Source organism: Duganella sp. CT11-25 (assembly GCF_047302815.1).
In the GTDB taxonomy this organism is placed as follows: domain Bacteria; phylum Pseudomonadota; class Gammaproteobacteria; order Burkholderiales; family Burkholderiaceae_D; genus Rugamonas.
In genome coordinates, this window is record NZ_JBKBFD010000001.1 from 2,962,610 (window position 1) to 2,978,073 (window position 15,464).

Consider the following 15,464-nt stretch of genomic DNA (forward strand, 5'->3'; position numbering starts at 1 on the left):
TCGACTGCATCAAGTACTCACCTAATTCTGGAGAAACAACATGGCAGCTAAAGAAGTAATTTTCGGCGACGCAGCGCGCGCCAAAATGGTCGAAGGCGTTAACGTCCTGGCCAACGCAGTGAAAGTCACCCTGGGCCCTAAAGGCCGCAACGTCGTGCTGGAACGCTCGTTCGGCGCCCCTACCGTCACCAAGGACGGCGTATCCGTTGCTAAAGAGATCGAACTGAAAGACAAGCTGCAGAACATGGGCGCGCAGATGGTCAAGGAAGTTGCTTCCCGCACCAGCGACAACGCCGGCGACGGCACCACCACCGCCACCGTGCTGGCACAAGCCATCGTGCGCGAAGGCATGAAGTTCGTTGCCGCCGGCATGAACCCGATGGACCTGAAGCGCGGTATCGACAAGGCCGTTGCCGCCACCGTCGAGCAGATCGCCATCATCGCCCGTCCATGCACCACCACCAAGGAAATCGCCCAGGTTGGTTCGATCTCCGCCAACTCGGACGCATCGATCGGCGAGCGCATCGCTGAAGCGATGGAAAAAGTCGGCAAGGAAGGCGTCATCACCGTGGAAGACGGCAAGTCGCTGAACGACGAGCTGGACATCGTTGAAGGTATGCAGTTCGACCGCGGCTACCTGTCGCCATACTTCATCAACAACCAAGAGAAGCAAGTCGCGATCCTGGACAATCCATTCGTCCTGCTGTGCGACAAGAAAATCTCGAACATCCGCGATCTGCTGCCGGTACTGGAACAAGTCGCCAAAGCCGGCCGTCCACTGCTGATCATCGCCGAAGACATCGAAGGCGAAGCACTGGCGACCCTGGTTGTGAACAACATCCGCGGCATCCTGAAAACCTGCGCAGTCAAAGCCCCAGGCTTCGGCGACCGTCGCAAGGCCATGCTGGAAGACATCGCGATCCTGACCGGCGGTCAAGTGGTTGCTGAAGAAGTCGGCATGACCCTGGAAAAAATCACCCTGGAAGAACTGGGCCAGGCCAAGCGTATCGAAATCGGCAAGGAAAACACCATCGTCATCGACGGTGCTGGCCAGGCTGAAGGCATCGAAGGCCGCGTCAAGCAAATCCGCGTGCAGATCGAAGAAGCGACCTCGGACTACGACCGTGAAAAACTGCAAGAGCGCGTTGCCAAACTGGCAGGCGGCGTTGCAGTGATCAAAGTCGGCGCAGCCACCGAAGTTGAAATGAAAGAAAAGAAAGCCCGCGTTGAAGATGCACTGCACGCGACCCGCGCTGCCGTGGAAGAAGGCATCGTGCCTGGCGGCGGCGTAGCCCTGCTGCGCGCACGCGCTTCGATCACCGTCAAAGGCGACAACCCGGACCAGGACGCAGGCATCAAGATCGTTCTGCGCGCCATGGAAGAGCCACTGCGCATGATCGTTCAAAACGCCGGCGAAGAAGCATCGGTAGTTGTCGCGGCTGTCCTGGCTGGCAAAGGTAACTACGGTTACAACGCCGCCAACGGCACCTACGGCGACATGGTTGAAATGGGCGTGCTGGATCCAGCCAAAGTGACCCGCTCGGCACTGCAAAACGCAGCGTCGATCGCTGGCCTGATGCTGACCACCGACTGCATGGTTGCTGAAGCTGCCGACGACAAAGCTGCCGGCGGCATGGGCGGCGGCATGGGTGGCATGGGCGGCATGGGTGGCATGGACGGCATGATGTAATGTGCCGCCCCGGTTCGCCGGGGCACGCAGTCCGCTGCTGAGAAAGCCGGCTTCTTCGGGAGCCGGCTTTTTTTATGTCTGCTAAACTCGGCAGCTATGACCCTCACCGCGCTGAATGCGGACGCCGCCGACATCTCGGTGCGCCGCCGCTCCCTGTTCGCCGCCAGCACCGCGCATGCCGTGCATGACGGCTTGACCGATCTTATCTATGTACTGCTGCCGATCTGGCAGGCCCAGTTCGCCCTCAGCTACGCGGTGGTCGGGATGCTGCGCGCTTCCTATTCCGGCGTCATGGCCAGCTTCCAGTTGCTGGCCAGCCGCCTGGCCAAGCGCTGGGGACGCGAACGCATGCTGATCGGCGGCACCGCACTGGCGGGCGTCGCCTACCTGGTCGCCGGCCAGGCCGGCGGACTGGCGGCGCTGCTGGTGGCGCTGATGCTGGGCGGCCTGGGCGCCAGCACCCAGCATCCGCTAGCCTCCTCGATGGTCACCGACGCTTATGAAGCGGGTGGCGGCGTCAAGGAAGCGCTGTCGCAGTATAACTTTGCCGGCGACATCGGCAAGACGCTGATCCCCGGCTTGGTGGGCTTGTTGCTGGTGGTCGCGAGCTGGCAGGCCAGCGTAACGTTGATAGGCCTGCTCGGCCTTGCCGCCGCCGCGCTGCTGTGGTGGCTGATTCCGGCGCGCAGCGAACCCGCAGCCGGCAAGGCGAAGGCCATCAAGGCCGCAAGCGGCAATGGCTCCGCCCGAGGGCTGCGCGCGCTGCTGATGACCGGCACGCTGGACAGCGCGGTGCGCATGGGTTTCCTCACCTTCCTGCCCTTCCTGTTGAAAAGCAAAGGCGCGGGTACGGCCGGCATCGGCATCGCGCTGTCGCTGCTGTTTGTCGGCGGCGCGTTCGGCAAGCTGCTGTGCGGCTACCTGGGCGCGCGCATCGGCATGATGAAGACGGTCTGGATCACCGAGTCCGCCACCTCGCTGTTCGTCATGCTGGCGGTGTGGCTGCCGCTGGCCGGCGTGATGGCGATGCTGCCGCTGCTCGGCCTGGCATTGAACGGCACTTCGTCGGTGCTGTATGGCGTGGTGCCGGAACTGGCGGAGACAGGCAAGCACGAGCAGGCGTTCGCGTTGTTCTATACCGGCACCATCGGCGCCGGCGCGTTGTCGCCCGTGCTGTTCGGCAGTCTGGGGGACGCCATGGGCGTGCCGTTTGCGTTGATCGCCCTGGCTGCCATCCTGCTATTCACGCTGCCGTTGTCGTGGCGCGTGCAGCGGGAGTTGAACATCCTTGCTCGCACCGATTAGTGCCGCTGCGGATTCCTGGCGCGCCCGCTTGACCACGGCCCAGGCGGCCGTCAGGCTCAATATGCCCATGCCTGCCGCCACCAGGAGGTCGGGCCAGTTGCTAGCGGTGTTGGCGACAAAGCCGGCGGCCAGCAGCACCGCCAGGTTGCCGATCACATCGTTGCGCGTGCACAGCCACACCGCGCGCATATCGGAGTCGCCGTTGCGGAAGGCATACAGCAAGGCCGCGACCACGCCGTTCGCCACCAGCGCCAGCACGCCGATGATGCTCATGGTGGACGCCGCCGGCATCGAGCCGGAAGCGACATGCCAGGCCGTGGTGGCCAGCACGAAGCAGCCATACGCCCCCATCGACAAGCCTTTGATCAGTGCCGAGCGGCTGCGCCAGACCGGCAGCAATCCCAGGATAAACAGCGAGATGCCGTAGTTCAGCGCATCGCCCATGAAGTCCGCCGAGTCCGCAAGCAACGCCGCCGAATCCGCATGCCACCCGCTCACCAGCTCGACCACGAACATCGCGGCATTGACCAGCAAGGCGATCCACAGGATACGCCGGTAGCGCGGGTCCACCGGCGGCTTGCCCGAGGCGCATCCACCATTGCAACAGTCGGCCATATCCACTCCTGGTTTTATGTGTATAGTCCGATTAGAAACCCTGTAGCAGCTACAGGGTCAAGCGCGGAGGAGCTATGAAAATCGGCGATCTATCCCGGGAAACCGGGACATCGGTGGAAACCATCCGCTACTACGAGCGCATGAACTTGCTGCAAACGCCGCCGCGCTCCGACGCGAACTATCGCCTGTACGGTGCGCAACATCTGGAGCGCATCCTGTTCATCCGCGCCTGCAGGTCGCTCGACATATCGCTGGACGAAATCCGTACCTTGCTGGCATTGCGCGCCAGTCCGGAAGCGGGATGCGATGGCGTGAACCGCCTGCTCGACACGCACATCCAGGCGGTCGAGGCGCGCATCCGCGAACTGCATCTGCTCCAGCAACAACTGCGCGATCTGCGGCAGTCTTGCCAGTCGGTGGACTCCATCAGGAATTGCAAGATACTCCAGGCGTTGGAGACGCCGACTCCTGCCAGAAACTGACAGGAGTGCTGGATAGAATGGGGCTCCCTTTTCTCACCGGAGTTCATCATGAAACCAGCAAACGTCAGCGCCGTTGTCCATTTAAATTTCCGCGGCCAGGCGCGCAAGGCGCTCGCTTTCTACCAGTCCGTCTTCGGCGGCCATCTGGAGGCGGTCACGTACAAAGACGCCCACAGCGTGACCGACGAATCGGAAGCGGACCAGATCATGTGGGGCCAGGTGGCGGCCGATAGCGGATTCCGCGTGATGGCCTATGACGTTCCATCCCAGTCACCTTGGAATCCGGGCGAGAATGCGTTCCTGATCGCGCTGCAGGCAGAAAATCCCGGGGACATCAACGCCTATTGGGACAAGCTGTCCGACGGCGCCACCATCACCATGCCGCTCATGCCCTCGCCGTGGTCGCCGCTATTCGGCATGCTGAAGGACCGCTTCGGTACCAGCTGGGCGTTGAGCGTTGCGGCTGCGCAAACCGAATCGCGCGCGCCGGATTAATCCGCGCTGCGCTAAGCTTGGTCACCACTCACAGGAGCGAAAAATGGAAACACAGGAAATCCATCGCGGTCGTCTGATCGACCATATCCAGCTGGTCGTGCGGGATCTGCCCGCCTCGCAAAAATTCTACTCGGCCATCTTCGAAGTATTGAAAGTGCCGATGGGCGGCACCGGCGAAGGCTACTTCTGGGCCGACGAGCTGTTCGTCTCCACCGCCGACAGCGAGGCGGCGCAAGGCGTGCTGACCGGGCGCCATCACCTGGCGTTCCAGGCGCAGGACCGGGCCGGTGTGGAAGCCTTCTACAAAGCGGCGCTGGCCAACGGCGGCAAGGACAACGGCGCGCCGGGCGAGCGGCCCTATCATCCGGGCTACTACGCCGCCTTCGTGCTGGACCCGGACGGCAACAATATCGAAGCGGTCTTCCACGGCGAAGCGAAACGCAGCACGCCGTCCGTGAAAATAACGTTCTGATCTTTCGGCGGGTAAAAGAGGGGCCGGCAATCAGGCGTCGCGGTACCCGGCTTCGATGTCGTCGCGGCGCGGGGCGTCGGCGATGTGCAGGATCAGGGTCTCGCGCAGTTCGGCTGGATGCACGGCGCGGTGCTTGGCGAACCAGAAGACTTCGCTCAGATCCTCATCCTCGTGCGCGGTGGTGATCACTTGCCGCTCTTCGGCCACGTCGTCGTAGTCGGATGCCTCCAGGCTCGCGTCCTCGATCGCTTCGCGCCAGGCTTCGCATTGGTCGCCCCAGGCCAGCGCGTACAGGCAGCCCGATGCGACCAGCGCGCGGCTGGTTTCCCACATCGTCATCTCGGCCACCTCGGCCTCGACGACCAGCACGGCCTTGAATTGCGACAGGCCTTCCAGCGCGGGAAAATCGCTGTCCGGGGTGAGATGTAAATAGCGGATGACTGGTTTCTGCATGACGGGACCATTGATGACGAGTCCCGAATTTTAACAGGGAGGAGCAGGCCCCTCCCCGCACTCACGACTTAGAACGGATCAAGCGCGATGGTGAACTTGCCGCTGGCGTCCGTCGCCCCCATCGTATAACCCTGCCAGCCCGGATAAGCCTGCGGCTCCCAGTAGAACACGCCCAGGCCGTTCGAGCCCAGCGCCTTGGTCTTGCTCAGCAGATCGGCCAGCATGGACTTGGAGGTGGCCGCCTGCGTCCAGTCCATGCCCACCTCGGTCACCATCACCGGCTTGGCGTAGCGCGACACCATGTCCCACATATTGGTCGAGATCTTGTTGTTGTAGTTGGCCCAGTCCGACGCCGGCGGATAGTGCGACATGCCGATCACGTCCCACTTGGCGCCGGCGTTTTTCACGCCGTCGAAGAACCAGCGGAACACCGCGTTGTCGTAGCCATTGGCCAGGTGCAGGATCACCTTGGAGCTCGGGTAGACCGCCTTGGCGGCGTTGTAGCCGCTGTTGATCAGGCCCGCCAGGTTGCTGAAGCTGGTGGTCTTTCCTTCCGGCCACAGCATGCCGCTGTTGGTCTCGTTGCCGACCTGCACCCACTCGACCGTGATGCCGTTGGTCTTGAGGTAGTTGAGGATGCCGTAGGTGTGGTTGTACACGTCCGTGTTCAGCTGCGCCAGCGTATGGCCGGCCCAGGCCGCCGGCTTGGTCTGCTGGCCCGGATCGGCCCAGCCATCGCTGTAGTGGAAGTCGATCAGGATGCGCTGGCCTTGGGCGGCGGCGCGCTTGGCCTTGTACAGCACGTCGGCGCCGTCGTTCCAGCCGCCGCTCGGGTTGACCCACACGCGCAGCCGGATCGCGTTGACCTGCAGGTTCTTCAGCAGCACGAACGGATCGGTCTTGACGCCGCTGCTGTTGTAGAACGAGTAGCCGCTCGATTCCTGCTGGCTGACCCAGCTGACATCGGCGCCGTTGGCAAACGTGGCGGATCGGGCGGACAGGCTGAGCGCCAATCCGCATGCGGCTAACAGCAAACTCCTTAGTTTCATATAGTCTCCAGTGCTTATAGTTAGAATTGAAAGGACGTACACATCCCCGCCGCGTCGCGCAGCCTCTTGCTGGTGGGGAGAAAAAATCCGCACCGGCAGGCAGCCGGCGCGGCGGAGATGTCTGTTAGCCGAAACGGGCGGCGGCAACGCCAGCCACGTCGACCTGCACGGCGAACAAGGCGCCGGTCAGCGGGAATGCTTGCAACTGCTCGGGCGTGTTGTCCTCGCGCGCAGTGGTGATGAACAGGGTCTTCAGGTCCGGGCCGCCGAAGGTGCACGAAGCCGGATTGCGCACAGGTACGGGCACCATTTCCAGCAGCGCGCCATCAGCCGAGTAACGGCATACGCGGCCGCCGCCCCATTGCGCGATCCAGACGCAGCCTTCGCTGTCGACCGTCATGCCGTCCGGCGAGCCTTCGCTGTCGCCGTCGAACTGGCGCCACACGCGCGGCTCGCCCAGCGTGCCGTCGGCGGCCAGCGGATAGGCGTAGGTGCGGCCTTCATAGCTGTCGGTGTGATACATGGTGGCGCCGTCGTTGCTGAAGGCCGGGCCGTTGCAGATGTGGTAGCCGCCCTCGATCGCGTGCAGCGACAGGTCGGCATCGAGGCGGAACAGCGTGCCGATCGCCTGCGCGTAATCGGTGTTGTGCATGGAGCCGGCCCAGATGCGGCCGGCCGCGTCGACCTTGGCGTCGTTCATGCGCAGGCCGCTACCGGCCGGGAACGGACGATGCAGGTATTCGATGCGCAGCTCCGGCTCCAGCCAGACGCGGGCAATGCCGTCGCGCAGGCCGGCCATGAAACCGTCGCCGTCGCGGCGCGCGATCAGCCAGCAGATGTAGTCCGGCATGGCCCAGCTGCGGCGCTGGCCGCCGACCGTGTCCAGCGAATGCAGGGTCTGGTTTTTCAGATCGACAAAGTACAGGCGGTTTTGCTCGGCCACCCACAGCGGGCCTTCGCCCAGTTGCGCGTTGGCGTCCCACAGGCATTGCACGTCATGCTTGCTCATCAGTTTTATCCCGTAATGTAGAGAGCCGACATCATACGGCCAAGGCGCGCCATTTGGCCACGAAGGCGGCCGCGCGTTCGGCCAGCGCATCGAGCGTCACGCCCGGCGTGTACAGCGCGCCGCCGATGCCGAAGCCGGACGCGCCCGCGCGCACCCAGCCTTCCATCGTGTCGGGCGTGATGCCGCCGACCGGCCACATCGGCGTGCCGGCCGGGATCACGCTGCCGAGGGCCTTCAGGCCGCCGTGGCCGACCATCTCGGCCGGGAACAGTTTGAGCGCGTGGGCGCCGGCGTCCAGCGCGGCAAACGCTTCGGTCGGCGTGGCCACGCCTGGGGCGCAATACATGCCCAGGTCGGCGGCGCGGCGGATCACCGCCGGCACGCAGTTCGGCGACACCAGCAGGCGGCCGCCCGCCGCATGCACGGCTTCCACGTGCTCGACGCTGAGCATGGTGCCGCCGCCGACCAGCGTATCGGGCAAGTCCAGCTTGACCATGGTGGCGATGCACTCCAGCGCGCCCGGACGGTTGAGCGGCACTTCCAGCGCGCGGAAGCCGGCCGCGTGCAGCACCTTGGCGACGTCGGCCGCCTCGGCGGGATGGAGGCCGCGCAGAATGGCGACCAGTGGCGTGGTTGGATGCGATAAAGTCATATTCAAGCCTGCTTGATAAATTGAGAGATGGCGGTGCAATACACCCGGTGCGGATCCAGCACCCGGCACTGCAAGCCGAAATGGTTGGCGGCGGCGGCATAGCGCGCGGCCAGCGCCGGCGAGCCGATGACGGTGATGCCCTGCCCGGCCTGCGCGGCCGCCGCGGCGAACTCGGCGCCGATCAGCAAGCCGCTGACCACGGCGGCGGCCTGTTGCGGCGGCGCGGCCTTGGAGACCACGCCGGCGCGCACGCGGAACAGCGTGTTCGACAGCGGCTCGTTGCGGGCGGCCTGATTGAGGCCGGCCGCGAAGCCCTCGGCGTCGGTGGTGTCGCCGCCCATCATGGCCGACAGCGTGCCGCCGGCCGACAGCATGGCGAACAGCTCGCCGGTCATGTAGGTGGCCAGCGACTGGATCACGCCGTCGCGCAGCAGCACCCACTTGCTATGGGTGCCGGGCAGCACGATCCAGCCATCGCGGTGGCCCAGCGCGACCGCGCCGAGCAACTGGGTTTCCTCGCCGCGCATGACGTCGACGGCGGCGCCGTTGCGGTAGCAATAGCCGGGAACGATATGGCAACGCCCGGCCCAGGCCGGATCGGTGACGGCGGCCAGGTGCCCGGGCAAGCTGGCCAGCGGCACCGAGGCGTCCAGGTAGTTGACTTCCTGCCATCCCGACGCGCTGCCGACCATGCCGGACATGATCACCGGCACATCGGCCGGCAGCTGCATGGCGTCCAGCAGGCCGGCCAGCGAGGCGCCGAACCTGTCGCGGCCGCCGACCGCCAGCATGCCCTGGTTGTCCTCATGCTCGGCCAGGCAGGCGCCGGATTGATCTATCAGATAGGCGCGCCGGTTGCTGGTGCCCCAATCTATCCCCAATATATTCTTGTTCACTATGCGTAATCCTTTGCTTATGTGCCATGATGGTACGGAAATGCCCTGCCGCCAGCCAATGAATTATCTCGTGCGACTAATACCAAAATAATATAGCCTCCCGCGAAGGCAGTTGCCCCTGGCAGGCCTTTGGTTTAGTATTGCCGACAATAAAATAGCCTCAGGCACCACTCATGGAATTTAGCAAGCTGTCCACCCGCAAACTGATCGTCGCCAGCGCCGCAATAGGCGCGGTGGTGGTGGCTTTGGGCGCCTGGTTCGCCAACTCGGCGCCGGCTGAGCCGCACGCCTTGCCGGCGCCGGTCGCCGCGCCGGCCAGCGCCAGCAGCTCGGCCTCGGCCAAGAAGGCAGCGCCGGCCGCCGCCGCGCCGCGCGCCGTCGCCGACAAGGAGCCGGCGCCGCCGTCCGAACCGGCGGCCACCCGCAGCAAGGAGCAAGCCGCCGCCGCGCTGATGGCGCTGCCGGAGCTGCAAGCCTGGTCGGCCCTGCTGGAAAAGAACTCGAATGGAAAAGTACACGGGGCCCTGATCGAATACGATCCGACCCCGCGCAAGCTGAACGGCAAGAACTACTGGCAGTTCAGCTATGTGGAAAACAGCGCCGAAGCGGCGCAGCGCTGGGAAAGCTTCCTGGTGTCGTCCAGCGACGATGAAATCCTGGTGGAAGACGCCAGCACCGATGAAGTCATCAGCCTGGCGCGCTGGCGCCGCGAGAAACATCCGGCCAAGCGCACCAGCATCGACGGCTAAGCCGCCTTCGCATCCCCTACCGGCGCCGCCGCTGGCGCGGCGCCGCGTATCTGCCCCACCCACAACACCGTCAATAGCGCCAGACCGGAGGCGATCCAGCCGTTCAGGCCGTAGCCGGCGATATGCCCGGCGGCGTTGGTCGTCAGCGTGAGGCCGCCCAACAGGGCGCCCAGGCCGGTCCCCACCTGCTGGATCGCCGCGTTGGCGCTCAGGAAGGCGCCGCGCCGCGAAGGATCCGGCACGGTCGTCATCAGGGCCTGCATCGGGATATTGCGCCCCGACGCCAGCACCATGAAGAACGGGAAGAACAGCATCACGCCGAACAGCGGCATCACCGGCATGTGCGTGATGAACAGCACCGGCAGGATAAACAGCAGCGTCACGACGCGGTACACCTTGTGCGCGCCGGCGCGGTCCGACCATTTCCCGACCATGCGCGCGGTGAAGAAGGTGGCGATGCCGCCGGCCAGGTAGACGTAGGTGATTTCCGCCGGTTCCAGCCCGACGTTGCCGACCAGCACGGGCGAGATGAACGGAATGATCAGCATCCCCGTCAGCATGTTGATTGCCGACAACAGGAACGCCTTCAGGTGATTCGGCACGCGGTACAAGCCGATCAGGTTGGGCAGCACGGCCGACAGCGGCGCGCGCTGCGCCACGTGGCCATCCAGCGCCGGCAGCACGCGGGCGGCCAGCAGCAGGATGGGCAACGAGCACAGCACCAGGATATAGAACGGCGAGGCCCAGCCATGGTGAGCGGCCAGCATCACGCCGGCCGGCACGCCCAGCACGGACGCCATGCTGAACGAGGTCATGACGATGCCGGTGGCGGCGCCGCGGCGGTCGGCCGGGATCAGGTCGCCGATGATGGCCATCACGATGGCGCCCAGCACGCCGCCGGTCAGCCCGGCAAACGCGCGCGACAGCACCAGCACATGGAAATTCGGCGCCGCCGCGCAGGCCAGGTTGGACAAGGTGAACAGCGCGAACACGGTCAGCAGCAGTTTCTTGCGGTCGAAGCGGTCGATATACATGGCCGCCGCCAGGCCGGACAGGCCGGCGCACCAGGCGTAGGCCGAGACCGCGCCCGACACGGCGGCCGGTTCGATGGAGAAGGCGCGCATCAGCTGCGGCGCCAGCGGCATCATCACCATGAAATCCATGATGACGGTGAACTGGGTCAGCGCCAGCAGCCACAGCACCATGCGCTCGCGCGCCGGGGTCAAGGGAAGTGTGCTGGTCATCTTATGCCAGCGCGTTGATGTCGGCGGTGGCCTGGCGCAGGATGGCGCGGACCTGCTCCAGCCGTTCCGGGCTGTGGTTGGTGCCGCGCGCCTGCAGGATGGCGGCCTGTTTCAGCTCGTGCATGATGCTGCGCAGGTCGTCGCGGTACTCGTCCGGATCGCTCATGCGGGCCAGTATGGCGTCGACGAACTGGCGGTTCTCGGCCAGGAAAGCCTCGCCTTCGGCGGTAATCGTATGCAGCTTCTTATTGCCGTCCGGCGTGGCCGACACGTGGCCCATATCCAGCAGCATCGACAGCAGCGGATAGATGGCGCCGGGGCTGGGCGTATAACCGCCGCCGGAGCGCTGCTCCAGCTCCTTGATCAGCTCGTAGCCATGGCGCGGCTTCTCGGAGATCAGCTGCAGCACGACATAGCGCATGGCGCCGGCGTCGAACATTTTCGGACCGCGGCCACGGGGACCGCCGCCGTGGCCATGATGGCCGTGCATGGCATGCGGGTGCAGGCCGTGATGATGATGGTGGTGATGATGATGTTTAAACATGTCTTTAACTCCCAAGATATAACAAGTTAAGATATAACTTATTAAGATATATCTTAAACTATTTCTGAGCGAGTTCAAGTAGCGATTTGTAACAGGCAAAAAAACGGGGTCAGGTCCAGAACGCGGACACAGACTCAACCATTGAATAGTTGAGTTCGTGTCCGCGTTCTGGACCTGACCCCGGATTTAGGGTGACGGGTTTAGCTGTCGAGGTGGGAGATCATCAGGCGGCGGTTGTCGTCGCTGCCTTTGGTTTTGTGCTCGACCACCAGGCGCGAGTTTTGGCTGTCCAGCGAGATGCCGACCGACAGGATGTCGATCAGCAACAGTTGCAGGATGCGCGAAATCATCGACAGGAAGCTGGTGCTGTCTTCCGTATGATCGACCGCCAGGCAGACCGTGGCCTTCTTGGCCAGCGGCGAGTTGCTCGACGTGATGGCGATGACGTCCGCCCCCGCCGCGCGCGCCGCGTCGACCGCTTCCAGCAGGTCCGGCAGCTTGCCCGAGTTGGAGATCGCGATCACGACGTCGCCCGGATTGAGCAGCTCCGCCGCCAAGGTCAGCAGGTGCGAGTCGCCATAGGCCGAGGTTGGAATGCGGAAGCGGAAGAATTTGTGCTGGCCGTCCAGCGCCACCACCCGCGAGTTGCCCATGGCGTAGAACTCGACCCGCTTGGCCTTGGCCACCAGCGCGATGGCCTTGTCCAGCGAACGCACGTCCAGCTGGTCGCGGAATTTCAAAATCGCGGAAACCGTGTTGTCGATCACCTTGGCGCTCAGGTCGTGCGTGCTGTCGCTGACGCGCACCTGGCTGTGGCGCACAGGAATCGCGCCGGTCAGGCTGCTGGCGAACTTCAGCTTGAAATCGGCCAGGCCGAGGAAGCCCAGCGAGCGGCAGAAGCGGATCACCGTCGGCTGGCTGACTTCGGCCAGCCGCGCGATGTCGGCGATCGGCTCGTTCAGTACCAGGCGCGGCTGCTCCAGCACCAGCTGCGCGACGCGCTGTTCGGCCGGCGTCAGCTCGTGCTGCAGATGCTGCACGCGTTCCATCAGGGTGTTGGCGCCGCTGCGTCCGCGCAAGTGCTCGGACAGGATCGTCGCCACGCCGTAGAACGCCGGGTTCGGCGTGGTGATGACATAGGTCGGGATCTCGGCCAGGTAGCTGGTGAAGCGCCCCTTGGCTTCAAAGCGCGTGCGGAACGGCGACGAGGCGAACCATTCGCCCATGCGCGGCACGATGCCGCCGCCGATGAACATGCCGCCGAACGCGCCCAGCGTCACGGCCAGGTTGGCGGTGGCGCCCCCCAGCATGGCGCAGAAGCATTCCAGCACTTCCAGACACAACGGGTCTTTGTCGGTCAGCGCGCCGGCCATGATTTCCTGCGACGTCAGGTCGCGCACCTGGCGGCCGTTGCGCTTGGCGATGGCGCGGTAGATGATTTCCATGCCGGGGCCGGAGATCAGGCGCTCGGTCGAGACGTGCGACCAGGTCTGCCATGCGTATTGCAGGATCGCGTATTCGCGCTCGTCGGCCGGCGCGAAGTTGGTGTGGCCACCCTCCGAACCCAGCGTGACGAAGCCGTCCACGGTCGGAATCACGCCCGACACGCCGAGACCCGTACCAGGTCCCAGCACGCCGATGACGGAATTGGAGGCCGGCTTGCCGCCGCCCACCTGCATCAGGTCGGCCGGCTTCAGGCCCGGCAGGGACATCGCCAGCGCGGTAAAGTCGTTCACCACCAGCAAGGTGTGCAGGCCCAGGGCGCGACGCACCTCGTCGGTGGAGAATTCCCAGTCGCGGTTGGTCATGCGCACATGGTCGCCGCTGACCGGGTTGGCCACCGCCAGCGCGGCGTGGTTCAGCGTGATGTCGGCATGGTCCGACAGGTAAGAGCGCAGCATCGCCACGATATCGGGGAAGTCGTCGCACTTGAGCACGCGCACCGCGCGGAACTCGCCGGGGGCGGTCTGCAATGCGAAGCGGGCGTGGGTAGCGCCGATGTCGGCCAGCAGGCGCGGGCCGTCGGCAAAGGCGGTGCGATTCAGTTTTTGATCCACTTCAGCTTGTTTCATCGTCGGTTCAGTCAAAACAGTAGGCGGAAGCATACCCGAAATACGTGATGGTAAGAAGGAAACGATGCGAAAACGTATCGTTTCCTTCCCTTGCCAGCCTTAGCTGGCGTAGCCGAACCACGCACCGAAGGCCGGCAACCGCACCTGGCCGTCGGTCACCGTGCCCGGCAGGCCGTAGCCTTCCATCTGCTCGGCGCCCGCCGCTTGCGGCAGCGCGAAGCTGACCGGCTCGGCGCCCAGGTTGAACACGGCGATGATGCCGCGCTCGCCCTCGGCATCGCGGCGCAGCGCCAGCACCGGTTCCGGCGCGTCGAAGAACTGGATGTCGCCGCGCGTCAGCTGCGGCAGCTTGCGGCGCCAGGCGATGAACTTGCGGGTGAATGCCAGCGACGATTCGGCATCGCCTTCCTGCACCGAGGCCGCCTTGGCCAGGTGGTCCGGCGATACCGGCAGCCACGGCTTGCCGCTGGTGAAGCCGCCTTCGGCGCCGCCGGTCCACGCCATCGGCGTGCGGCAGCCGTCGCGGCCCTTGAATTCCGGCCAGAAGGTGATGCCATATGGGTCCTGCAGCAGCTCGAACGGTACGTCCGCTTCGGCGAAGGCCAGCTCATCGCCCTGGTACAGGCAAGGCGTGCCTTTCAGCGACAGCTGCATCGCCAGCGCCAGCTTGGCGAAAGCGGCCGGCGCCTCCGGCCCGCCCCAGCGGGTGGCCACGCGCTGCACGTCGTGATTGCCGACCGACCAGGAGGCCCAGCCGCCCTTGACGCGCGCTTCGAAATTCTCGACCTGCTTGCGGATGTAGTGCGACGAGCAGTTCGGCACCAGCAGGTTGAAGCTGTAGGCCATGTGCAGCTTGTCGCCGTCGGCGGTGTACTCGGCCATGACGGCCAGCGAATCGTCGGCGCCGACCTCGCCGATCGAGACCGCCTGGTATTCATTCAGCAGCGAACGCAGTTTCTGCAGGAACGGCAGGTTCTCAGGACGGCTCTTGTCGTAGATGTGCGCCTGCATGCCGTACGGGTTGACGTCCGAGACGGTGGCGGTGTCGCGGTTCAGCGCCGGCGGATTGCTGCGCAGCTCAGGATCGTGGAAGTGGAAATTGGAGGCATCGAGGCGGATGCCGTCGACGCCGCGCTCCAGCCAGAAGCGCAGCGCGTCCAGGTGGGCCTGCTGCACTTCCGGGTTGTGGAAATTGACCTGCGGCTGGCTGACCAGGAAATTGTGCAGATAGTATTGACGGCGGCGGGTGTCCCACTGCCACGACGAGCCGCCGAACACCGACATCCAGTTGTTGGGCGGGTTGCCGTCCGGCGCAGGATCGGACCAGACATACCAGTCGGCCTTCGGATTGTCGCGGCTGGAGCGGCTCTCCTTGAACCACGCGTGCTCCTCCGCCGTGTGGGCCATCACCTGGTCGATCATGATCTTCAGGCCCAGGCTGTGCGCCTTGGCGATCATCACGTCGAAGTCGGCCAGCGTGCCGAACATCGGATCGACGTCGCAGTAGTCGGAGATGTCGTAGCCGAAGTCTTTCATCGGCGATTTGAAATAAGGCGAAATCCAGACGATGTCCACGCCCAGCGATGCGATATAGTCCAGCTTTGCCGTAATCCCGGGCAAATCACCTATGCCGTCGCCGTTGGTATCCATGAAACTGCGCGGGTAAACCTGATAGATGATCGCTTCGCGATACCAGTCTGGGGAGTGAGGCGACACTTGAGTAAGTTGCTTAGTCAT

General features: G+C 64.5%; 16 protein-coding genes. 6 read left to right on the forward strand and 10 right to left on the reverse strand.

The window, feature by feature from the left end:
- Window positions 1-40 precede the first annotated feature (40 nt).
- Window positions 41-1,690, forward strand: coding sequence for a chaperonin GroEL (gene groL, locus ACEN9F_RS12630; protein ID WP_413420363.1), 1,650 nt, complete (start codon window positions 41-43; stop codon window positions 1,688-1,690).
- A gap of 96 nt (window positions 1,691-1,786) precedes the next feature.
- Window positions 1,787-2,995 carry an MFS transporter gene (locus ACEN9F_RS12635; protein WP_413420364.1) on the forward strand — a complete coding sequence of 403 codons (1,209 nt, stop codon included), beginning with the start codon at window positions 1,787-1,789 and terminating at the stop codon, window positions 2,993-2,995.
- Here the strand turns inward: ACEN9F_RS12635 and ACEN9F_RS12640 are convergent.
- Entirely contained in the window at window positions 2,930-3,610 is a 681-nt protein-coding gene (locus ACEN9F_RS12640; RefSeq protein WP_413420365.1) for a cation transporter, read from the reverse strand. The two genes, ACEN9F_RS12635 and ACEN9F_RS12640, sit on opposite strands and share 66 nt — an antisense overlap.
- 74 nt (window positions 3,611-3,684) lie before the next feature.
- Here ACEN9F_RS12640 and cadR point away from each other — a divergent pair, with 74 nt between their 5' ends.
- Genes cadR through ACEN9F_RS12655 form a run of 3 tightly spaced genes read left to right on the forward strand, consistent with a single transcriptional unit; the run spans window position 3,685 to window position 5,059 of the window.
- Window positions 3,685-4,092 (forward strand): Cd(II)/Pb(II)-responsive transcriptional regulator, encoded by a 408-nt coding sequence (gene cadR / locus ACEN9F_RS12645; protein WP_413420366.1) that lies wholly within the window; start codon window positions 3,685-3,687, stop codon window positions 4,090-4,092.
- Between the two features lie 48 nt (window positions 4,093-4,140).
- Window positions 4,141-4,587, forward strand: coding sequence for a VOC family protein (locus tag ACEN9F_RS12650; RefSeq protein ID WP_413420367.1), 447 nt, complete (start codon window positions 4,141-4,143; stop codon window positions 4,585-4,587).
- A 43-nt stretch (window positions 4,588-4,630) separates the two neighbouring features.
- Window positions 4,631-5,059 (forward strand): VOC family protein, encoded by a 429-nt coding sequence (locus tag ACEN9F_RS12655; RefSeq protein WP_413420368.1) that lies wholly within the window; start codon window positions 4,631-4,633, stop codon window positions 5,057-5,059.
- A gap of 30 nt (window positions 5,060-5,089) precedes the next feature.
- On the opposite strand, the gene ACEN9F_RS12660 is transcribed toward ACEN9F_RS12655, so the two are convergent.
- From ACEN9F_RS12660 to ACEN9F_RS12680, 5 genes are all read right to left on the reverse strand, one after another.
- Window positions 5,090-5,512: a hypothetical protein gene (locus ACEN9F_RS12660; RefSeq protein ID WP_413420369.1), complete on the reverse strand. Its 423-nt coding sequence runs from the start codon at window positions 5,510-5,512 to the stop codon at window positions 5,090-5,092.
- 68 nt (window positions 5,513-5,580) lie between these two features.
- Complete coding sequence (locus tag ACEN9F_RS12665; protein WP_413420370.1) at window positions 5,581-6,561, reverse strand: arabinogalactan endo-beta-1,4-galactanase; 981 nt, start codon at window positions 6,559-6,561, stop codon at window positions 5,581-5,583.
- 124 nt (window positions 6,562-6,685) lie between these two features.
- Window positions 6,686-7,570 carry an SMP-30/gluconolactonase/LRE family protein gene (locus ACEN9F_RS12670; protein WP_413420371.1) on the reverse strand — a complete coding sequence of 295 codons (885 nt, stop codon included), beginning with the start codon at window positions 7,568-7,570 and terminating at the stop codon, window positions 6,686-6,688.
- 31 nt (window positions 7,571-7,601) lie between these two features.
- Window positions 7,602-8,222 carry a 2-dehydro-3-deoxy-6-phosphogalactonate aldolase gene (locus ACEN9F_RS12675; RefSeq protein WP_413420372.1) on the reverse strand — a complete coding sequence of 207 codons (621 nt, stop codon included), beginning with the start codon at window positions 8,220-8,222 and terminating at the stop codon, window positions 7,602-7,604.
- A 2-nt stretch (window positions 8,223-8,224) separates the two neighbouring features.
- Window positions 8,225-9,118, reverse strand: a complete 894-nt coding sequence (locus tag ACEN9F_RS12680; protein WP_413420373.1) for a 2-dehydro-3-deoxygalactonokinase — start codon at window positions 9,116-9,118, stop codon at window positions 8,225-8,227.
- A 173-nt stretch (window positions 9,119-9,291) separates the two neighbouring features.
- On the opposite strand from ACEN9F_RS12680, the gene ACEN9F_RS12685 reads away from it, so the two are divergent.
- Window positions 9,292-9,867, forward strand: a complete 576-nt coding sequence (locus ACEN9F_RS12685; protein ID WP_413420374.1) for a hypothetical protein — start codon at window positions 9,292-9,294, stop codon at window positions 9,865-9,867.
- On the opposite strand, the gene ACEN9F_RS12690 is transcribed toward ACEN9F_RS12685, so the two are convergent.
- The 4 genes from ACEN9F_RS12690 to ACEN9F_RS12705 form a co-directional block, all read right to left on the reverse strand.
- Window positions 9,864-11,111, reverse strand: a complete 1,248-nt coding sequence (locus ACEN9F_RS12690) for an MFS transporter (RefSeq protein ID WP_413420375.1) — start codon at window positions 11,109-11,111, stop codon at window positions 9,864-9,866. The genes ACEN9F_RS12685 and ACEN9F_RS12690 overlap by 4 nt on opposite strands.
- A 1-nt stretch (window position 11,112) precedes the next feature.
- A complete protein-coding gene (locus ACEN9F_RS12695) occupies window positions 11,113-11,655 on the reverse strand; it encodes a PadR family transcriptional regulator (protein ID WP_413420376.1) in 543 nt (180 codons plus the stop codon).
- A gap of 200 nt (window positions 11,656-11,855) precedes the next feature.
- Complete coding sequence (locus tag ACEN9F_RS12700) at window positions 11,856-13,727, reverse strand: glucokinase (protein ID WP_413420377.1); 1,872 nt, start codon at window positions 13,725-13,727, stop codon at window positions 11,856-11,858.
- A gap of 99 nt (window positions 13,728-13,826) precedes the next feature.
- Window positions 13,827-15,464, reverse strand: coding sequence for an alpha-glucosidase (locus ACEN9F_RS12705; protein WP_413420378.1), 1,638 nt, complete (start codon window positions 15,462-15,464; stop codon window positions 13,827-13,829).

Excerpts from the sequence above, each read along its gene's own strand:
- ACEN9F_RS12685 (WP_413420374.1), top strand. The coding sequence starts at position 9,292 with ATGGAATTTAGCAAGCTGTCCACCCGCAAACTGATCGTCGCCAGCGCC.
- ACEN9F_RS12690 (WP_413420375.1), bottom strand. The coding sequence starts at position 11,111 with ATGACCAGCACACTTCCCTTGACCCCGGCGCGCGAGCGCATGGTGCTG.
- cadR (WP_413420366.1), top strand. The coding sequence starts at position 3,685 with ATGAAAATCGGCGATCTATCCCGGGAAACCGGGACATCGGTGGAAACC.
- ACEN9F_RS12650 (WP_413420367.1), top strand. The coding sequence starts at position 4,141 with ATGAAACCAGCAAACGTCAGCGCCGTTGTCCATTTAAATTTCCGCGGC.
- ACEN9F_RS12660 (WP_413420369.1), bottom strand. The coding sequence starts at position 5,512 with ATGCAGAAACCAGTCATCCGCTATTTACATCTCACCCCGGACAGCGAT.
- ACEN9F_RS12700 (WP_413420377.1), bottom strand. The coding sequence starts at position 13,727 with ATGAAACAAGCTGAAGTGGATCAAAAACTGAATCGCACCGCCTTTGCC.
- ACEN9F_RS12705 (WP_413420378.1), bottom strand. The coding sequence starts at position 15,464 with ATGACTAAGCAACTTACTCAAGTGTCGCCTCACTCCCCAGACTGGTAT.
- ACEN9F_RS12655 (WP_413420368.1), top strand. The coding sequence starts at position 4,631 with ATGGAAACACAGGAAATCCATCGCGGTCGTCTGATCGACCATATCCAG.
- ACEN9F_RS12640 (WP_413420365.1), bottom strand. The coding sequence starts at position 3,610 with ATGGCCGACTGTTGCAATGGTGGATGCGCCTCGGGCAAGCCGCCGGTG.
- ACEN9F_RS12695 (WP_413420376.1), bottom strand. The coding sequence starts at position 11,655 with ATGTTTAAACATCATCATCACCACCATCATCATCACGGCCTGCACCCG.
- ACEN9F_RS12670 (WP_413420371.1), bottom strand. The coding sequence starts at position 7,570 with ATGAGCAAGCATGACGTGCAATGCCTGTGGGACGCCAACGCGCAACTG.
- ACEN9F_RS12665 (WP_413420370.1), bottom strand. The coding sequence starts at position 6,561 with ATGAAACTAAGGAGTTTGCTGTTAGCCGCATGCGGATTGGCGCTCAGC.
- groL (WP_413420363.1), top strand. The coding sequence starts at position 41 with ATGGCAGCTAAAGAAGTAATTTTCGGCGACGCAGCGCGCGCCAAAATG.
- ACEN9F_RS12635 (WP_413420364.1), top strand. The coding sequence starts at position 1,787 with ATGACCCTCACCGCGCTGAATGCGGACGCCGCCGACATCTCGGTGCGC.
- ACEN9F_RS12675 (WP_413420372.1), bottom strand. The coding sequence starts at position 8,222 with ATGACTTTATCGCATCCAACCACGCCACTGGTCGCCATTCTGCGCGGC.